The 17,999-nt window shown below is 74.1% G+C and carries 17 protein-coding genes and 1 pseudogene; 13 read left to right on the top strand and 5 right to left on the bottom strand.

The window, feature by feature from the left end; translation table 11 throughout:
- The first annotated feature begins 136 nt into the window (after positions 1 to 136).
- Positions 137 to 616 carry a universal stress protein gene (locus IE98_RS0120605; RefSeq protein WP_030270954.1) on the top strand — a complete coding sequence of 160 codons (480 nt, stop codon included), beginning with the start codon at positions 137 to 139 and terminating at the stop codon, positions 614 to 616.
- 185 nt (positions 617 to 801) lie between these two features.
- On the opposite strand, the pseudogene IE98_RS51995 reads toward IE98_RS0120605, so the two are convergent.
- Positions 802 to 987, bottom strand: a pseudogene (locus tag IE98_RS51995) (universal stress protein); the annotation flags it as partial.
- Between the two features lie 34 nt (positions 988 to 1,021).
- Positions 1,022 to 1,225, bottom strand: a complete 204-nt coding sequence (locus IE98_RS51990; protein WP_052390740.1) for a universal stress protein — start codon at positions 1,223 to 1,225, stop codon at positions 1,022 to 1,024.
- Between the two features lie 341 nt (positions 1,226 to 1,566).
- Between IE98_RS51990 and IE98_RS0120595 the strand changes: the two genes are divergently transcribed.
- Complete coding sequence (locus tag IE98_RS0120595) at positions 1,567 to 2,229, top strand: DUF4389 domain-containing protein (RefSeq protein ID WP_030270952.1); 663 nt, start codon at positions 1,567 to 1,569, stop codon at positions 2,227 to 2,229.
- Positions 2,230 to 2,316: 87 nt separating this feature from the next.
- On the opposite strand, the gene IE98_RS49265 is transcribed toward IE98_RS0120595, so the two are convergent.
- Positions 2,317 to 2,967: a hypothetical protein gene (locus tag IE98_RS49265; RefSeq protein ID WP_030270951.1), complete on the bottom strand. Its 651-nt coding sequence runs from the start codon at positions 2,965 to 2,967 to the stop codon at positions 2,317 to 2,319.
- A gap of 512 nt (positions 2,968 to 3,479) precedes the next feature.
- Between IE98_RS49265 and IE98_RS0120585 the strand changes: the two genes are divergently transcribed.
- The 8 genes from IE98_RS0120585 to IE98_RS0120550 all read left to right on the top strand — a co-directional run bounded on the left by IE98_RS0120585 (position 3,480) and on the right by IE98_RS0120550 (position 12,250).
- The gene (locus tag IE98_RS0120585; RefSeq protein WP_030270949.1) at positions 3,480 to 4,907 is read left to right on the top strand and encodes an amino acid permease; all 1,428 of its coding nucleotides are present in this window, start codon (positions 3,480 to 3,482) and stop codon (positions 4,905 to 4,907) included.
- A gap of 20 nt (positions 4,908 to 4,927) precedes the next feature.
- Positions 4,928 to 6,151, top strand: coding sequence for an arginine deiminase (locus tag IE98_RS0120580; protein WP_030270947.1), 1,224 nt, complete (start codon positions 4,928 to 4,930; stop codon positions 6,149 to 6,151).
- Between the two features lie 23 nt (positions 6,152 to 6,174).
- Positions 6,175 to 7,179, top strand: coding sequence for an ornithine carbamoyltransferase (argF, locus tag IE98_RS0120575; RefSeq protein ID WP_030270945.1), 1,005 nt, complete (start codon positions 6,175 to 6,177; stop codon positions 7,177 to 7,179).
- Between the two features lie 2 nt (positions 7,180 to 7,181).
- Positions 7,182 to 8,177 (top strand): carbamate kinase, encoded by a 996-nt coding sequence (locus IE98_RS0120570; protein ID WP_052390739.1) that lies wholly within the window; start codon positions 7,182 to 7,184, stop codon positions 8,175 to 8,177.
- Between the two features lie 22 nt (positions 8,178 to 8,199).
- Complete coding sequence (locus tag IE98_RS51985) at positions 8,200 to 8,322, top strand: hypothetical protein (RefSeq protein ID WP_267882355.1); 123 nt, start codon at positions 8,200 to 8,202, stop codon at positions 8,320 to 8,322.
- A complete protein-coding gene (locus tag IE98_RS46535) occupies positions 8,301 to 8,426 on the top strand; it encodes a sigma 54 modulation/S30EA ribosomal C-terminal domain-containing protein (RefSeq protein WP_324605789.1) in 126 nt (41 codons plus the stop codon). Before IE98_RS51985 ends, IE98_RS46535 begins: the two co-directional genes overlap by 22 nt.
- A 417-nt stretch (positions 8,427 to 8,843) precedes the next feature.
- Positions 8,844 to 11,228 carry a phosphoketolase gene (locus IE98_RS0120555; protein WP_030270942.1) on the top strand — a complete coding sequence of 795 codons (2,385 nt, stop codon included), beginning with the start codon at positions 8,844 to 8,846 and terminating at the stop codon, positions 11,226 to 11,228.
- A 164-nt stretch (positions 11,229 to 11,392) separates the two neighbouring features.
- Entirely contained in the window at positions 11,393 to 12,250 is an 858-nt protein-coding gene (locus IE98_RS0120550; RefSeq protein WP_030270940.1) for a universal stress protein, read from the top strand.
- A 174-nt stretch (positions 12,251 to 12,424) separates the two neighbouring features.
- Here the strand turns inward: IE98_RS0120550 and IE98_RS0120545 are convergent, their stop codons facing one another.
- Entirely contained in the window at positions 12,425 to 12,664 is a 240-nt protein-coding gene (locus IE98_RS0120545; protein ID WP_052390738.1) for a DUF1918 domain-containing protein, read from the bottom strand.
- Between the two features lie 226 nt (positions 12,665 to 12,890).
- On the opposite strand from IE98_RS0120545, the gene IE98_RS0120540 reads away from it, so the two are divergent.
- From IE98_RS0120540 to IE98_RS0120530, 3 genes are all read left to right on the top strand, one after another.
- Positions 12,891 to 13,622 carry an ABC transporter ATP-binding protein gene (locus IE98_RS0120540; protein WP_030270935.1) on the top strand — a complete coding sequence of 244 codons (732 nt, stop codon included), beginning with the start codon at positions 12,891 to 12,893 and terminating at the stop codon, positions 13,620 to 13,622.
- Between the two features lie 2 nt (positions 13,623 to 13,624).
- Entirely contained in the window at positions 13,625 to 16,546 is a 2,922-nt protein-coding gene (locus IE98_RS0120535) for an ABC transporter permease (protein ID WP_030270933.1), read from the top strand.
- 132 nt (positions 16,547 to 16,678) lie between these two features.
- Complete coding sequence (locus tag IE98_RS0120530) at positions 16,679 to 17,212, top strand: ester cyclase (RefSeq protein ID WP_043174681.1); 534 nt, start codon at positions 16,679 to 16,681, stop codon at positions 17,210 to 17,212.
- Positions 17,213 to 17,303: 91 nt separating this feature from the next.
- Here the strand turns inward: IE98_RS0120530 and IE98_RS0120525 are convergent, their stop codons facing one another.
- On the bottom strand, positions 17,304 to 17,846 hold the full coding sequence (locus IE98_RS0120525; protein WP_030270927.1) for a flavodoxin domain-containing protein: 543 nt from the start codon (positions 17,844 to 17,846) through the stop codon (positions 17,304 to 17,306).
- Positions 17,847 to 17,999 lie beyond the last annotated feature (153 nt).

Genomic DNA, 17,999 nt, shown 5'->3' with positions numbered 1-17,999 from the left:
CGGGCCGACCGCCCGCGAGAGTGGTGCTGGTGGGCCGTGTGGCCCGGACGACGGTGCTTCCGGAACGGAGCGGGGACACCGGTGTGCGTAGCGTGGAAGTCGGCCGCGGACACGCGGCGAACACCGGAGGTGCGCAGTGGACGACGGAACTGGGAAGACACCGCGGATCGTGGTCGGTGTGGACGGCTCGCCGACCTCGGAGGAGGCCCTGCGCTGGGCCGTTCGCCAGGCCGCCCTGGTCGGTGGCACGGTGGACGCGGTGATCGCCTGGGCCTACCCCTCGGGCTACGGCTGGCCGGCGCCGATCCTGGACGGCTTCGACTTCGAGGACAACGCGCGCCGCTGTCTCGCCCAGGCCGTCACCAAGGTCACCAAGGTCACCGGCGGCGCGCCGGGTGGCGCGCTGGTTCGGCAGCTCGTCGTGCAGGGCCATCCGGCAGCCGTCCTGCTGGACGCCTCGGAGGGGGCCGATCTCCTGGTCGTCGGCAACCGCGGCCACGGCGGCTTCACCGAGGCGCTGCTGGGCTCGGTCGGGCAGCACTGCGTGCACCACGGCCGCTGCCCCGTGGTCGTCGTCCGGCCGGCCCCCGACGGAGAGCCGGCGAAGGACCGGTGATCGACTACGCGACGGTCTTCCGGGCCCTGCCCGGCATGGTCGCGCTGCTCACCCCGGACCTGGTGTACGCGGACGCGGCGAAGGCGTACGCCAGAGCGGCGCGGGAGGCCGGGCTGCCGTCGACACCGGCGACGAAGTACGGCGGTTGCTCGGTGCTGTCGCCGGGGCCCCAGCACCACGACCACCGGGCAGGCCGCCTGGGCACTGACCGGGGCGGCCACCGAGTGCGCGCCGAGGAACTCCTCCAGACGGCTCAGCCGCCGCGAGCCGAGGACGGTCAGGCCCGCGTCGTGCGATTCGTGGCACAGCACCCGGGCAGGCAGACCCCCGGCAAGGACGGTCGCGAGGTCAATGCCGGGGTGTCCGCCCACGACGAGGGCGGCTGCCTCCTAGAGCACACGGCGCCTAGAGCACACGGCGCCCGGCCTTGCGGCGCCCCGAGCCGACGGCGCGGTACGACCGGTGGTGGTTCGGTGCGGTGGCGTGCGCCAGCCGCAGCTGCACTCCGCGACGCTCGGCTTCGTCGGCCGCCCAGACCAGGGCCGGCCGGGAGCCGTCCCTGTGGTCCACGCCGACGACGACCGGGCGGGACCGCCGAGAGCCGGTCATTGCTCCTCCGACCCGAGTCGGTTCCCGCCCCATGGGAACCGTAAAGGCCGAGGCGCCGCCGTGGGCGGGGCCGAGCGGTCCTTGTCGGGTGGGCCGGGTGCATCCGATCGACCGGCCACGTGCCGGCCGGGGCCGGAGGCGGGACCTGCGGTTCCGCTGCGATCAGGCGGGCGGGGCGATCCCCGCCCCGCGGCCCTCGGGTCGGGGCCGGTCGGCCCTGCCGCCGGCCGTCGCGGCCGTTCGACCATGGGGGTGTCCGGAGTGTGTCGAAGGTACGGCGGGTCCCGGCCGTACCGGAACGCCCGGCCTGCCAGGAGGTGATCGCCGTGACCGGCGTAAACATGACCGGCGTGAAGGCTAATCCCGTACGGCTCGAAGCCAGATTGGACCTACCGGTCTCGCGCTGGCTCTGGCTGGTCAAGTGGCTTCTGGCGATACCCCACTGGATCGTCCTCTGCTTCCTCTGGGCGGCCTTCTTCCTGCTGACGGTGGTCGTGTTCTTCGCGGTCCTCGTCACGGGCGCCTATCCGCGGTGGATCTTCGACTTCAACCTCGGGGTGCTGCGCTGGACGTGGCGGGTCTCGTACTACTCCTACGGCGGCCTCGGCACCGACCGCTATCCGCCGTTCAGCCTCGGGGAGGAGCCCGACTACCCCGCCACACTCGCCGTCGCCCGCCCGGAACGGCTGTCCCGGGGGCTGGTGCTGGTCAAGTGGTGGCTGCTGGCGATCCCGCACTACGCCGTCCTCGGCTTCCTCCTCGGCGGCGCGGGGGACAGGGGCGGCGGCGGCCTGATCGGCCTGCTCGCCCTCTTCGCCGGTGTGTCGCTGGCCTTCACCGCCCGCTATCCGACGGGCATCTTCGACCTGATCGTCGGACTGAACCGCTGGGTCTTCCGCGTCGTCGCGTACGCGACGCTGATGACCGACGTGTACCCGCCCTTCCGCCTCGACCAGGGCGCCACCGACCCGGCCGGCGAACCGATGCCTGCACCGGGCCGGTGACCCGACCCGCGAACCGCGGACAACGGCGGGTCGCGGACGGAGCACCGGGACGCGGGCCGGGGCCCGAGCCTTCGGGTGCGGTCCGGCTCAGCCGCGGCGGGCCTCACCGTTGCCGGGCTTGCGGGCGGCTCGTCCGCTCCAGACGGGTTCGAGGTCGGCCCATGAGCGCTGCCAGGCCGCGTCCGCCCGGCGGTTCAGAGCGGTCAGGCGGAGACCGAGGACGCAGGCGGTGAGAAGGGACAGGCAGCCGAAGACGAACAGGCTGAGACTCACCGCGTCGGAGACGAGATCGGCGGTGCTGGGCGGCGCGGGGACGAGCTGCCCGGAGTCGCCCACCCATACGGTCGTCGCGGCGCCCGCCGGAGTCGGCCGGCGCAGCTGGACGGTGCCGGTGTTGTGCTGTCCGGAGGGGGCGGTCCAGGTCGCGGCGGCACGGTAGTGGCCGGCCACGGCATCGGCCGTGCCACCGGAGTTCCGGGTCGGCGTGAGCAGGACCGCGTCGATGCGGTGCCGGTGGGGTGCCGCCTCGGCGGCCCGCCGCTCGGCCGATCCGAGGCCGGCCCGGGCGGTGGCGGCGCCGAGCAGTGCCGCCACGACCACCGCGAGTACCGCGAGGACGAGCGAGCGGCTGCGGGCGCGGTCCGTGGCCCGGGCCAGGGCGTTGTGCTCGGTGCCGAGAGCCCGGCGCAGGTGGCGCTGCCATGGGCGGGTGACGCGGGTGCCGTGGGTGCCGGCCATCGGGAACTCCTCTGCGGACGGGGGTGCACGGTCGGGAGCGGACCGCCGCCACCCGCCGCCTTCCGGCAGCCGGGTGGTGCAGGGCCGGGGCTCCTGCGGGTCGCGTTCGAGAAGAACTCTGCAGGCGACGGTCCGGGCAGGCACAGGGACCGACCGGGCCGACCGGAGGGCCGGTGGTCCCTGACCGGCCACGGCTCCCGCACGGGGGACGGCGTGTCCGGTCCGGCGACGAACCGTCAGCCCGACCGCCCCGGCCGGGACCATCGGGGCACGGGCGACGGGACTGCCGGCGAGGAGGACAGGGCCGTCGGTCCCTGGGAAGGCACCCGGCCTCTCTCCGAGGATCTTCACCGTGGGTCACGGGCACAGCAGTGTCCGCCTGCTTCCCCGAACACACCGCAAAGGAGCGCGTGATGTCCCTACACGGCCGCGGAAAGGCCCTGCGGAGAAACCCGGATGACGGTCCGTCCGGCACGGCCGGCGGCTTCGGCCTGCCGGCGGCGACCGCACTGGTGGTCGGCAGCGTCATCGGCACCGGCGTCTTCGCGCTGCCGTCCGCACTCGCCCCGTACGGGCCGATCGCCCTGGTGGCGTTCGCCCTGGTGACGATCGGAGCCCTGGCCCTGGCGGTGACCTTCGGCCGGCTGTCGGAGCGGGTGCCGGGAAGCGGCGGACCGTACGTCTACGCCCGGGAGGCGTTCGGGGAGTTCGCCGGTTTCCTCACCGCGTGGTCGTACTGGATCACCGCCTGGGCGGGCAACGCGGCCATCGCGGTGGCCTGGGTCGGCTACGTCGAGGTGTTCGTCAACAAGGGACACCACACCGGGGGTTCGATCGCGATCGCGCTCGCGGGCCTGTGGGTGCCGGCCGTCGTCAACCTGACGGGCGTCCGGGCCGTCGGGGCGTTCCAGATCGTCACCACGGTGCTGAAGTTCCTGCCGCTGGCCTTCATGGGCACGGTCGGCCTGCTGTTCGTGAAGTCCGGGAACTTCGGTGCCTTCAACGCCAGCGGGACGTCGGCGCTCGGGGCGGTGTCGGCGGCGGGGGCGATCGCCCTGTTCAGCTACATCGGCCTGGAGACCGCCTCGGTGGCCGCCGGACGGGTCCGCGATCCCAGGCGCAACGTCCCGCGTGCCACGGTGTACGGCACGCTGGCGTGCGCCGCGATCTACCTGCTGGGCACGCTGGCCGTCTTCGGCACCGTGCCGCACGCCCGACTCGGTTCCTCCACGGCGCCGTTCACGGACGCGGTGAACACCGTCGCGGGCGGCCACTGGGCCGGTGACCTGGTCGCGGCGGCGGCGATCGTCTCCGGCATCGGCGCACTCAACGGGTGGACGCTGATCTGTGCCGAGATGCCGATGGCCGCCGCCAGGGACGGACTCTTCCCGTCCGCCTTCACCAAGGTCCGCGGGCGCGCCGGCGTGCCGGCCTTCGGCATCCTCTCGGCGACCGTCCTCGCCTCGGTGCTCACCGTGGTCAGCTACACCCGCTTCACCCAGGTCTTCACCGGGATCGTGTTGCTGAGCGTGCTCACCGCAGCCGTCCCGTACCTGGTCGCGGCCGCCGCCCAACTGCTCTGGCTGGTGCAGCACGGCCGTGAGGAGCTCGACCGGCGCCGCCTCGTCCGGGACGCCACCGTCGCCGTCGCGGCCCTGGCGTTCTGCTACTGGTCCATCCAGGGCAGCGGCTACCAGACCGTCTACTACGGCCTGTTCACCATCCTGCTCGGCATCCCCGCGTACATCTGGCTGAAGCGCCCGCGCACCCGCACGGCCGGAACCGGTGCCCCCACCGGAACTCCGCACACCGGGACCTTGCCCACCGGGACCGCGCGGGCCGGGCGCGGGGAGCCGCTGCCCGCGGCGGCCCGCGGCGCACGCCGTGCGGGCCTGCCCACCCTCCTCCGTCGCGCGCTGACGCCGCGCCACCAGCACTGAGAACCAAGGAGCACAACGACATGTCCACTCTGCGTGTCGACTCGGAAGCCGGCCGGCTGCGCCAGGTGATCCTGCACCGTCCCGGCCTGGAACTCTCCCGACTCACCCCGCGCAACGTCGACGAGCTGCTCTTCGACGACATCCTGTGGGCCAAACGGGCCCGCGAGGAGCACGACGCCTTCGCCCAGGTGCTGCGCGACCACGGCGTTCGCGTCCACCACTACGCCGAGCTGCTCGCCGAGACCCTCGACCTGGCACCCGCCCGTGCCTGGCTGCTGGGCCAGGTCGTCACTCCGGCCGCCGTCGGCCCGGCCCTGGTGGAGCCGGTGCGGGAGCTGTGCGAGCAGCTCGACGGCACGACGCTCGCCGAGTACCTGATCGGCGGCGTCCTCAAGAACGACCTGCCGATCCGCAGGCCGCACAGCCTGCTCTGGAACACGCTGGGTGAGCAGGACTTCGTCCTCCCACCACTGCCCAACCACCTCTTCCCGCGCGACAACTCCTGCTGGATCGGCGCCCGCTACAGCCTCAATCCGATGGCCAGGCCCGCCCGCCGCCGGGAGACCCTGCACACGGCGGCGATCTACCGCTTCCACCCGCTGTTCGCCGAGACCGCGCCGCCGCTGCTGGACGGCACCGCGGTCGGCCCCGGTCCGAGCCTGGAGGGAGGCGACGTCCACGTCTTCGCCTCCGGGGTGGTCATGGTCGGCATGGGTGAGCGCACCACCGCGCAGGCGGTCGAGCTGCTGGCCCAGAACCTCTTCCTGTTCGGCGCCGCCCACCGGGTGATCGCCGTGCGGCTGCCGGAGAGCCGGGCGTTCATGCACCTCGACACCGTTCTGACGATGATCGACCGGGACACCTTCGCGGTCCACCCCGGCCTGGCCGACCGGCTGCGCTCGTGGACCCTCACCCCCGCCCCCGAACGGCCCAGCGGCCTCGAGGTCACCCCGGACGCCGACCTGGCGGCCTCCCTCGCCGAGTCGCTCGGCGTGGACAAGGTCCGCCTCCTCTCCGCCGAGCAGGACGCCCGGGCCGCCGAGCGCGAGCAGTGGGACGACGGCAGCAACTTCCTCGCCCTCGAACCCGGCGTCGTCGTCGGTTACGAGCGCAACACCACCACCAACACCCACCTGCGCAAGCAGGGCATCGAGATCGTCACCATCGCCGGCTCCGAGCTCGGCCGCGGCCGCGGCGGCCCCCGCTGCATGAGCTGCCCGATCCAGCGCGATCCCGTCGACTGACCCACACGGAGGACGAACCCGCCATGACCGTCAACCTGAACGGCCGCCACTACCTGACCGAGTTCGACTTCACCGCGGCCGAGATCCACCACCTGCTCGACCTCGCCGCCGAGCTGAAGGCCGCCAAGCGGGCCGGCACCGAGACCCCGCGGCTGACCGGCCGCCGCCTCGCGCTGATCTTCGAGAAGAACTCCACCCGGACCCGCTGCGCCTTCGAGGTCGCCGCGGCCGACCAGGGCGCCACCACCACCTACCTCGGCCCCGACAGTTCCCACATAGGCCACAAGGAGTCCGTCGCCGACACCGCCCGCGTGCTCGGCCGGATGTACGACGGCATCGAGTACCGCGGTTTCGCCCAGGCCACCGTCGCCGGACTCGCCGCGCACGCCGGCGTCCCCGTCTACAACGGCCTGACCGACGAGTGCCACCCCACCCAGAGCCTCTGCGACGTCTTCACCATGCGTGAGCACAGTGGCAGGCCGCCGGAGCAGATCTCCTTCTGCTACCTGGGCGACGCCCGCAACAACACCGCCAACTCGCTGATGGCGATGGGCAGTCTGCTCGGGATGGACGTGCGCGTCGCCGCGCCGCGCGAGCTCTGGCCCGACCCGTCCCTGCTGGAGGAGTGCCTGCTGCGCGGCCGGGACAGCGGTGCCCGGCTCACCCTCACCGAGGAGGTCGACGAGGCCGTGCGCGGCGCCGACTACCTGTACACCGACGTCTGGGTCTCGATGGGGGAGAACCACGGCCGGTGGAAGGAGCGCATCGACCTGCTGCTGCCGTACCAGGTCAACGCAGGGGTCATGGCCGCGACCGGCAACCCCGGCACCGCCTTCCTGCACTGCCTGCCCGCCCTGCACGACCGCGGCACCGACCTCGGCGCCGAACTCGCCGAGCAGCACGGACTCGACGGCCTCGAAGTCACCGACGAGGTGTTCGAGTCGCCCGCGTCACTGGTCTTCGAGCAGGCCGAGAACCGCATGCACACCATCAAGGCGATCCTCGTCGCCACCCTCGGGAGGGACTGACCATGCGCATCGTCGTCGCTGTCGGCGGCAACGCCCTGCTCCGGCGCGGGGAGCACCCGGACGCCGCCGTCCAGCAGCACCACGTCCACGACGCCGCCCGGTCACTCGCCGAACTCGTCCTCGCCGGGCACGAGGTGGTGATCACCCACGGCAACGGTCCGCAGGTCGGCCTGCTCGCCGCCGAGAGCGAGACCGACCCGGCCCTGACCGTGCCCTACCCGCTGGACGTCGTCGGCGCCGAGACCCAGGGCATGATCGGCACGCTGCTCGTCCGCGAGCTGACGGCCCGCCTGCCGGGGCGGAGCGTGACCGCACTGGTCACCCACACCGAGGTCGATCCGCAGGACCCGGCGTTCCGCCGGCCGACCAAGTTCGTCGGCGGGCAGCTGACCGACCGCCAGGCCAGGCTGATGGGGACCGAACGCGGCTGGACCACCGCCCGCGACGGCGACCGTCTGCGCCGCACGGTGCCCTCGCCGCGGCCCGGGGCGATCACGGAACTGCCCGCGATCCGTGCCCTGCTGGCCGCCGGAACCGTGGTCGTCGCCGCCGGAGGCGGCGGTGTCCCGGTCGTCCGCAACCCCGACACCGGGTGTGTCCGCGGCGTCGAGGCCGTGGTCGACAAGGACCTCACCGCCGCCCTGCTCGCCGAGCAGCTCGACGCGGACGCCCTGCTGATCCTCACCGACGTCACCCATGTGTTCACCCGCTTCGGCGCTTCCCGCCCCGGCCCGCTCACCACGGCCACCCCCGGTGAACTGCGCGCGCTCGACCTGCCCGAGGGCTCCATGCGTCCCAAGGCCGAGGCCGCGGCCGCCTTCGCCGAACGGACCGGCCGTCCCGCCGTCATCGGCCCGCTGGACGACGCCCTCGGCGCGCTCGTCGGCACCACCGGTACCACCGTCCGCGCGCTGTCGCCGGCCGGGGACACGGGCCGGAGGTCCACGCCGACGGGACCTCCGGCCCTCGGCCCGGCAGCGTCCCGCACGGCTGTCTGAACCCACCGGGAAAGGAGATCCGATGAACCCTCTGCAGTCCCGGCCCGCCCCCGGCGTCCTGGTGGAGACCCGCGGCGAGGTCACCCCGGCCGCGCCCGACCACGCCCGTACGAGCTGCTCGCCGTGCTGGAGCGGCTCGACCTGAGCGGTCCGCCGTTCGTGTTCTTCACCGACGCCGAGACCGGTCGCGGCAATGTTCTCCACCACCGGCACGACGGCCACTACGGCCTGATCACTCCCGTGTCGTAGCAACACGGGTCCGACCCGGCGGGCGTGGGGCCGGCCGGGAACGGAACGCAGAACCGGGGGCGGCGTGGGGGCCGGCCCCGGCTCCTGCACGCCACCGCGGTGCGGTGCCGGCCGGGCCGCTCCCGCGCAGCCGCCGGAACGGAGGCCGCCGCCGACCGGACGGGCCTTCCGGAAGGGACTTCGCGTCCACCGTCGATGACCCCCCGGTCGTCGTCGGGTCGGCCCGCGGCCCTCGGCAGGTACCCGCAGGCGCCCGGATCGTGCCGTGCAGCAGCCGGGCTCCCCGGGGCCACAGGTCCCGGCCCGGATCCGGTTCCGGGGACCGATCGGCCCTGTGGCCGGGCGGTCGCAGCGGGTGACGATGGTCCGGGCCGCCGCGCGGCGGCCGTCCGGACCGATGCCGAGGAGGCAGCCGACATGCCCGCTACCCCAAGCACGCAGCCCGGCACCCCGTCCGAGGAGGAGCTGCGGTCGCTCGACGCCCACTGGCGGGCCGCCAACTATCTCGCGGTGGGACAGATCTACCTGATGGCCAATCCGCTGCTGCGCGAGCCGCTGCGCCCCGAGCACGTCAAACCGCGGCTGCTGGGACACTGGGGCACCTCGCCGGGACTGAACCTCGTGCACACCCACCTCAACCGGGTCGTCAGGAACCGCGGTCTGGAGGCGATCTGCGTCTGGGGCCCCGGACACGGCGGGCCGGCCGTGCTGGCGAACTCGTGGCTGGACGGCAGCTACTCGGAGACGTACCCGGACGTGAGCCGGGACGAGGCGGGCATGGCCCGGCTGTTCCGCCGGTTCTCCTTCCCGGGCGGGGTGCCGAGCCACGTCGCACCGGAGACCCCGGGCTCGATCCACGAGGGCGGCGAGCTCGGCTACGCGCTCTCGCACGCGTACGGCGCGGCCTTCGACAACCCCGGTCTGCTGGTCGCCTGCGTGATCGGCGACGGAGAGGCCGAGACCGGCCCGCTGGCCGCCTCCTGGCACGGCAACAAGTTCCTCGACCCGGTGCACGACGGCGCGGTGCTGCCGATCCTGCACCTGAACGGATACAAGATCGCCAACCCGACGGTGCTGTCACGCCTGCCCGAGGGCGAACTCGACGCCCTGCTGCGCGGCTACGGCCACCTCCCGCTGTACGTCACCGGCGCCGACCCGGCGGCCGTCCACCGGGCGATGGCGGAGGCCATGGACACCGCCCTGGACCGGATCGCCGCGATCCAGTACGAGGCCCGCACCGACGGGTCCACCCGGCGCCCGCACTGGCCGCTGATCGTGCTGCGCACCCCGAAGGGATGGACCGGCCCGGCCGAGGTCGACGGCCTGCCGGTGGAGGGCACCTGGCGGGCCCACCAGGTGCCGCTCGACCACGTCCGGGACAACCCCGGGCACCTCGCCCAGCTGGAGGCCTGGCTGCGCTCCTACCGTCCCAGGGAACTCTTCGACGAGCACGGCGGGCCCGCGGCCGACGTGCTGGCGTGCATACCCGAGGGCACCCGCCGGCTCGGGGCCAACCCGCACGCCAACGGCGGCCTGCTGCTGCGCGACCTGCCGCTGCCGGACCTGGACCGATACGCGGTTCCGGTGGACAAGCCGGGCACCACCCGGCACGAACCGACCCAGGTCCTGGGCGGTCTGCTCGCCGACCTGATGGCCGCCACCGCCGACCGCCGGGACTTCCGCCTGGTCGGCCCGGACGAGACCGCCTCCAACCGGCTCCAGGCCGTCTACGCCGCCACCGGCAAGGCCTGGCAGGCCGACACGCTGCCCGTCGACGAACACCTCGCCCGGGACGGCCGGGTCATGGAGATCCTCTCCGAACACACCTGCCAGGGCTGGCTGGAGGGCTACCTGCTCACCGGACGCCACGGCCTGTTCTCCTGCTACGAGGCGTTCGTCCACATCGTCGACTCGATGGTGAACCAGCACATCAAGTGGCTGCGCACCACACGTGCCCTGCCCTGGCGGGCGCCGATCGCCTCGCTCAACTACCTGCTCACCTCGCACGTCTGGCGCCAGGACCACAACGGCTTCTCCCACCAGGACCCGGGCTTCGTCGACCACGTCCTCAACAAGAGCCCCGAGGCCGTCCGGGTCTACTTCCCGCCGGACGCCAACACCCTGCTCGCCACCGCCGACCACGTGCTGCGCAGCCGCGACTACGTCAACGTCGTCGTCGCCGGAAAGCAGCCCTGCTCCGACTGGCTCACGCTGGACGAGGCCCGCACCCACTGCGCCCGGGGCGCCGGAATCTGGGAGTGGGCGGGCACGGACGACGGCGGCCGCGAACCCGACGTGGTCCTGGCCTGTGCCGGCGACGTCCCCACCCAGGAGGTCCTGGCCGCGGCCGAGCTGCTGCGCCGCCACCTGCCCGACCTGGCCGTACGGGTGGTCAACGTGGTCGACCTGGCCCGGCTGATGCCCGCCGAGGAGCACCCGCACGGCATGCCGGACGCCGAGTTCGACGCCCTCTTCACCCGCGACCGGCCGGTGGTCTTCGCGTACCACGGCTACCCGTGGCTGATCCACCGCCTCGCCTACCGCCGGGCCGTCCACGCCCGGCTCCACGTGCGCGGATACAAGGAGTCCGGCACCACCACCACGCCCTTCGACATGGTCGTCCGTAACGACCTCGACCGCTACCGGCTGGTCATGGACGTCATCGACCGCGTCCCCGGCCTCGCCGTCCGCGCCGCCGCCGTGCGACAGGAGATGGCCGACCGGCGAACCCGCCACCACGACTGGATCCGCGAACACGGCACCGACCTGCCCGAGGTCGCCGACTGGAGCTGGAGCGGCTGACCCGCGACATCGACACCTCGGCGCCGCCCCGGACCGGGACCTTCGGGCCCGGTCCGGGGCTGCCCGGCCCCTGTCCCCGGCGGGCGCGCGCCGAGAACCTGTCCTGCAGGGACGAGGTCGCGCGCACCGGTGCCGCGCGACACCTGACGAAGGAGGATGTGACCATGACTCAGTCCGTGGTGGTGGGGGTCGACGGCTCCGCGGAGAGCACGGCGGCGGCCGAGTGGGCGGCCCGGCAGGCCCGGCGCAGCGGCCGGACGCTGCGGATGGTCCACGCCGGGGGACCGGAGGCCCCGCTGTCGGAGCAGCCCGGCGACCCGGCCGAGCCGCTGCCGGAGGAGGTGCGCGCGCTCCGCAACCGTCTCGTGGACGCACTGCCCGACCTGGAGATCCACTGCGAGCACGTGCCCGGGAGCCCGGCCCACGCGCTCGCCGCCGTGGGGGAGCGGGAGGGGATGCTGGTGCTCGGTTCGCGCGGGCGGGGCGGGGCCGCGGGGCTGGTCCTCGGGTCGGTGGCGCTGCAGGCGGCGGCGCACGCCGCGTGCCCGGTGGTCCTGGTCCGGTCGGGCGCGGACGACGGCGGTACGGGCGGCGACGTGGTGGTCGGTGTGGAGGGCAGCAGGCCCTGCGACGAGGTCCTGGCCTTCGCCTTCGCGCGGGCGGCCGAGTACGGCACCGGTCTGCGGGCGCTGGAGAGCGTGACCCTGCCCGCCGGGCCCTACGTGACGGACGCTCCGATGGCCCGGCCGGAGATCAGGGAGTCGATGGCCGCGTCCGAGACGGTGCGGCTCCAGGACGCGCTCGCGCGCTGGCGGGAGAAGTACCCCGAGGTCAGGGCCGAGGCCGAGGTGACCGGGTGGCCGGCCGGGCGTGCCCTGGTCGAGGCCTCACGCTCGGCCGCCCTGGTGGTGCTGGGCCGCCGGACACCCCGGCTGCTCCCCGCGGCCCCGCGGCTCGGCGGTACCGCACACACGGTGCTGCACCACGCCCACGGCCCGGTCGCCGTCGTGCCGCACGGGTGAGCACGCCCGTACGCCTGTCTCCGGTGGTCCTGCATCCGTCTCCCGCGGCCCGGACCCCCGGCGGTCCGGGCCGCGTCCGCGGGGCGCAGCGCAGGTGGGCCCCGGAGCCGGGGCCGCGCACGGCCGCGCTCACCGGAAGCGCCCGCCGGCCGCGCACCCGACGCGGCGGAGGCCTCAGTCGGCGAAGGTGTGGAGCACACCGGCCGGCCGCAGGTCCCGCCCCGGGTGCTCGAAGTGGTGCAGCTGGGTGTCCGGACCGGGGAAGAACATCGACACCCGGCCGGACTCCGACCAGCGGACGTCCCACGGCGGGCTGCCGTCCGGGTGGTGCAGTGCCACGACCTCGCCGTCGCGGCGTGCGGCGCCGGGCCGGGTGGCGTTCACGATGACCCGATCTCCGATGTCGGCCTTCATGGCGGGCCTCCGTCCTCGAAGCGTTCCCGGGTGCGCCGGGCCCCGGCTCCAGACCAGCAGGGATCCGCCGGCGGCGCCAGGGCCGGGCGGGTCCCCTGCCCGGGCCGAACGGCCTCGCCGACCGGGGGCCCGTTCGCCGCGGGCATCGGGCCGGTCGGCACTGGGGACCGGCCGGCCCGCCGGACGAGGCTGGAACCCGGGGACCGCCCGCACCGAGGAGACGGCCATGTCCACCCCGACGAGCGACGCGCCGCGGCCGCTGCTGGCCGCCACCGGCGTCCGCAAGGTCTACCGGACCGGTACCGTCGAGGTGACCGCGCTGCGGGACCTCGACCTCACCGTCCTGCCCGGTGAACTCGTCGGCGTGATGGGCCCGTCGGGATCGGGCAAGACCACCCTGCTCAACTGCCTGTCCGGGCTGGACGACATCGACGCGGGACGGGTCGAGGTCGAGGGCCGCGACCTGTTCGCCATGTCGGACGCCGAACGCACCGAGCACCGCGCCCGCGCGATGGGCTTCGTCTTCCAGGCCTTCAACCTGATCCCGGTCTTCTCCGCCGCCGAGAACGTCGAACTCCCGCTGCTGCTCACCGGCACCGCGCCGCGCGAGGCCCGTGCCCGGGCCGAGGCCATGCTGGAACGGGTCGGCCTCGGCCACCGCACCGCGCACCGGCCCGGCGAACTCTCCGGCGGCGAGCAGCAGCGCGTGACCATCGCCCGCGCCCTCGTCGCCCGGCCCGCCGTGGTCTGGGCGGACGAGCCCACCGGCAACCTGGACAGCACCATGGCCGCCCAGGTGATGGACCTGCTGCACACCCTCAACCGCGACGAGGGCCAGACCATCGTGCTGGTCACCCACGACGAGGCCATCGGCGCCCGGCTGCCCCGCGTCATCCGGATGCGCGACGGGCGCCTCGTCTCCGACACCCGTCAGCCCGAGCTGCAGTCGACGGGCTGACCATGTACCCGAACCTCCTCCTCCCGCTCCTCGGCGTCCTCGGGGCCGCCCTGCTGACGCTGCTGCTCGTCGCCGTCCGCAAGCCCGTGGTGCGGCGCCTGGCGCTGCGCCAGGTCGCCCGCCGCCGCACGGAGGCGGCCCTGGTCGTCACCGGATCCGTCCTCGGCACCGCGATCATCGTCGGCGCACTCGTCGTCGGCGACACCCTGAACTTCTCCGTCCGCCAGGAGGCCTACCGCACCCTCGGACCGGTCGACGAACGGATCGTCAGCACCGACCCGGCCGCAGGACGCGCCATTGCCGACCGGCTCCAGCCGCTGGCGGCCGATCCCGACGTCGACGGCCTGCTCACCGCCGAGGTCGCGCAGGCCGCGGCGGTCAACACCCACACCGCGCAGCCCGTGGCCGAACCCCGGGTGCTTGCCTGGCAGATCGACTTCGACGCGGCCGCCCGCTTCGGCGCCGCAGGCGGCCCCTCCGGGCTCGCCGGACCGACGCCGTCTCCGGGCCAGGTCGTGCTCAACGAACCCCTCGCCCGGTCGCTGAAGACCGGTGCAGGCCGTCCGATCACGCTGTACCTGAACGGACACGCCGCCGAGTTCACGGTGGCCCGGGTCGTCCCGCAGCAGGGCCTCGCAGGTACGGGACTCGGCGGACGGGTCAACCGCAACGCCTTCCTGCCGCCCGGCACGCTGGACGCCGCCGGAGCGGGCAGCACGCACGCGGTGACCCTGGTCTCCAACCGCGGCGGCGTCGAGACGGGCGAGAAGCTCACCGGACCCGTCACCGCCGGGATCCGCAGCGCGCTCGGCCCCGACGCCGGCCGGGCCGCCGTCGACACCCCCAAGCACACCGTTCTCGACCAGGCCGCCGCGACCGGCGACGCCCTCGGCGCGCTCTTCCTGATGATCGGCAGCTTCAGCATCATCGCCGGCGCCCTGCTGCTGGTGAACATCTTCGTGATGCTCGCCGAGGAGCGGAAGACCCAGCTGGGCATGCTCCGCGCGGTCGGACTCAAACGGGCCCACCTGGTCGGCTCGTTCAGCATCGAAGGGGCCCTCTACGCACTGGCCGCCGCACTGCCCGGCACGGCCGTCGGCATCGCGGTCGGCTGGGGCGTCGCCGTCGCCGCCGCCCAGATCTTCCGCAGCTGGTCGGTCGACGGCAGCGGCCTCGACATCGCCTTCGCCGTCACCCCCACCAGCCTCGTCAACGGCGCCGCGCTCGGCCTGGTGATCGCCCTGGCCGCGATCGCCGCCACCAGCGCGCGGATCAGCCGCTTCAACGTCATCGCCGCCGTACGCGACCTGCCGGCCGAGGCCGGCCCCCGCCCCCACCGCCGCCGGGTCGCCGTCTCCACCGCCCTGAGCCTGCTCTGCGCACTGGCCGCCGTCCCGGCCCTCGCCCGGAGCCAGGCCGAACAGACCTACCTGTTGCCCGCACTGGCCGTGGCGTTCGCGGTGCCCGCCGCATCCAGGGTGATGCCGCGCCGGGCGGCCACCAGCATCGCGGCCGCGCTGGTCCTGCTGTGGACCCTGGCGGCGAGCGTGGTCCGCCCCCGTGTCTTCGACACCCCGTCCATGGCCGTCTACGTCATCCTCGGCACCCTGGCCGCCTTCTCCGCCGTCGTCCTGGTCAGCGAGAACCAGCACGCCGTGCTGCGGCCGCTGCGGCGCCTGACGGACCGCCCCACCCAGCAGGGGCTCGCCACCCGGCTCGCCGCCGCGTACCCGCTGGCCAAACGGTTCCGCACCGGCTCGACCATGGTGATGTACACCCTGATCGTGCTCGTCCTGGTCCTGCTCACCGAGATCAGCGGCATCATGAACGCCAGCATCGACCAGGCCGCCGCCGACGCCACCGCCGGCTACAGCCTCCGTGTCGACTACAACCCGCGGACCGCGAACCCCCTGACGGACCTGCGCACCGGACCGCTCGCCCGGCAGATCGAGGCCGTCGCCCCGCTGCTGGCGGCCCGCGGACAGGCCACCGACCCCGGCCACCGCACCCCCGCACCGTTGGAGACCGCCGTCGTCGGCGTGCCCGACGGCGCGACCAGCGGCATCGCCTTCCGTGACCGTCTGCCCGGCCTGCCCGACGACAAGGCCGTCTGGGACGCCCTCGCCACCCACCCCGACTACGTCGTCCTGGACAACTTCTTCGGCCACACCGGCGGCCCCAGCGGCCGGTTCTACGCACCCGGCGACACCCTCACCCTGACCGACCCGGTGACCGGCCGCGCCGAGCCGAAGACCATCGCCGGGGTGCTGACCAGCGGCCTCGCCTTCTACCCCGGCACGGGCAGCAGCGCCACCGTCTACCCGCTCGTCATGGGCGAGCAGGCCGTCCGTACGCAGTTCGGACCGCAGGCGCAGACCGCCGCCGCCCTGATCCGCACCACCCCCGGCACATCCCCGGAGGACCTGGCCGGCCGGCTGCAGGGCAGCCACCTCTCCGCGAGCCTGGTCGCCACGCCGATCGCCGCCGACGTGCACCGGCTGTTCGCCGCCAACACCGCCTTCTTCCGCCTCATGCAGGGCTTCCTCGCCCTCGGCCTGCTGATCGGCATCACCGGGCTCGGCGTCGTCATGGTCCGCGCCGTCCGCGAACGCCGCCGCACCATCGGCGTGCTGCGCGCACTCGGCTGCCAGGCCCGCACCGTCGAACGGTCCTTCCTGTGGGAGAGCGGACTCGTCGCCCTGGAGGGCACCCTGCTCGGCGCCGCCCTCGGCGTCCTCACCACCTGGCTGATGTACCAGAAGAGCTCTGCCTTCACCGGCCTCGACGGCGGCTTCCCCGTCGAATGGGCGCAGATCGCGGTACTCGCAGCCCTCACCCTCGCCGCCTCCTTGCTCGCCGCCGCGGGCCCGGCCCGCCGCGCCGCACGGATCAGACCCGCCCTCGCCGTCCGCCTTCCGGACTGACGGCCGGCGGAGACGGGACCGGGAGATCGCGCCGCCGGCGTGCGGACGGCCCACCGAGGACGGCGGATCCGTCCGCGGCGGAGGCGGAATCAGGGCGGAAGACGGTGAGGAACCAGGCCAGGAGGAACCCCGATGCCGGAGCCGCCCCCCGCTTCGCCCGCCGACGTCGCCCGGGCCGTGTTCGCGGCCCTCGACGCCCGCGACCTCGACCGGCTGACCGGACTCTGCCATCCCGATGTCGTCGACGACTTCCTCGCGGTGGGTGAAGTCCGGGGCCCGGTGGAGGTCCGGCGCTTCTTCGCGGAACTGCTCACCGCCCTCCCGGACTTCTCGATCACCGCCGAGGACGTCATCGGTGACCACCGCGGCGCGGCGGTCACGTGGCGGACGACCGGCACGTTCTCCGGTGGCGCGTTCCAGGGCGTGCGGCCCAATGGGCGTCGTATCGACCTGCGCGGCATCGACTTCATGGAGATCGAGTCGGGCCTGGTGCGCCGCAACCGGATCGCCTACGACGGCGCCACCTTCGCCCGCCAGGTGGGCATGCTGCCGCCACGCGGCTCGGCGCTGGACCGGTCCCTGACCACCACGTTCAACACGAAGACCCGTCCGACCGCGTGGGCAAGGAGCCGGCGCGCGGCCGCCGCTCCACAACGGTCCGGCTGACGGCCGTCCCGGACCTCTGCCAGGGCGCCGCCCCCACCGCACCGCCTGTGCGGGCCTCCGGCTCCAGCCCGGCCGATGACGTGCGTGCGGCTCATTCCGGCGGCCGGCCGGACACCCGGGCGGCGATGACCGCCGCCCACGCGTCCACCTCGTCCCAGTCGGTGTGCTCGCCGTACCGCCCGCCCATCAGCCGGAAGACCAGCCGGCCGGTCGCCGGCCAGTGCTCCGGTGCCACCGCACCTGCGAAGTCGTGCCGGCCGACCGGCGCGATCGCAGCCAGGAGATCGGCAGGCAGCTCGGAGGCGGAGCGCGCCTTCAACCGCCGCAGGCCGCGGGCCACCGGCGAGGGGAAGGCGCTGCTCCGCTCTCCGACGAGGCTCACGCTGAACAGCCCGACCGGCCGCGCGGCGAGCGCACCGGCGTTTCGGCGGACGAACTCGACCGCGTCGGGCAGCCACCTGCCGCCGTGCACGGCGCTGCCCAGCACTGCGGCGTCGCAGCCCGGGAGGCCCGCGGCCCGATCCAGCGGTCGGAGGACCGTGTCGTGGCCGTCCGACCGCAACTGCCGGGCGATCCGCTCCGCGATCCGACGCGTCGAACCGTATGCACTCGCACAACCCACGAAGACCAGCACGCCACCGCTCCTGCTTCCGCTCCCCGTCGCTCTCTCCATCAGACGCCCGCGCGTCCCCCACCGGCAGGGACCGTTCGGCCCCCGGATCGGGACACGCGGCCCTGTCGGCGCCGACCCGAACGGGACGACGCTGGAAACGCAAGCCGAACCGGG

It is taken from the genome of Streptomyces sp. NRRL B-24484 (assembly GCF_000717715.1).
In the GTDB taxonomy this organism is placed as follows: domain Bacteria; phylum Actinomycetota; class Actinomycetes; order Streptomycetales; family Streptomycetaceae; genus Kitasatospora.
Note: the sequence above shows the minus strand (reverse complement) of the source record. Positions and strands in the feature narration are given on the sequence as shown.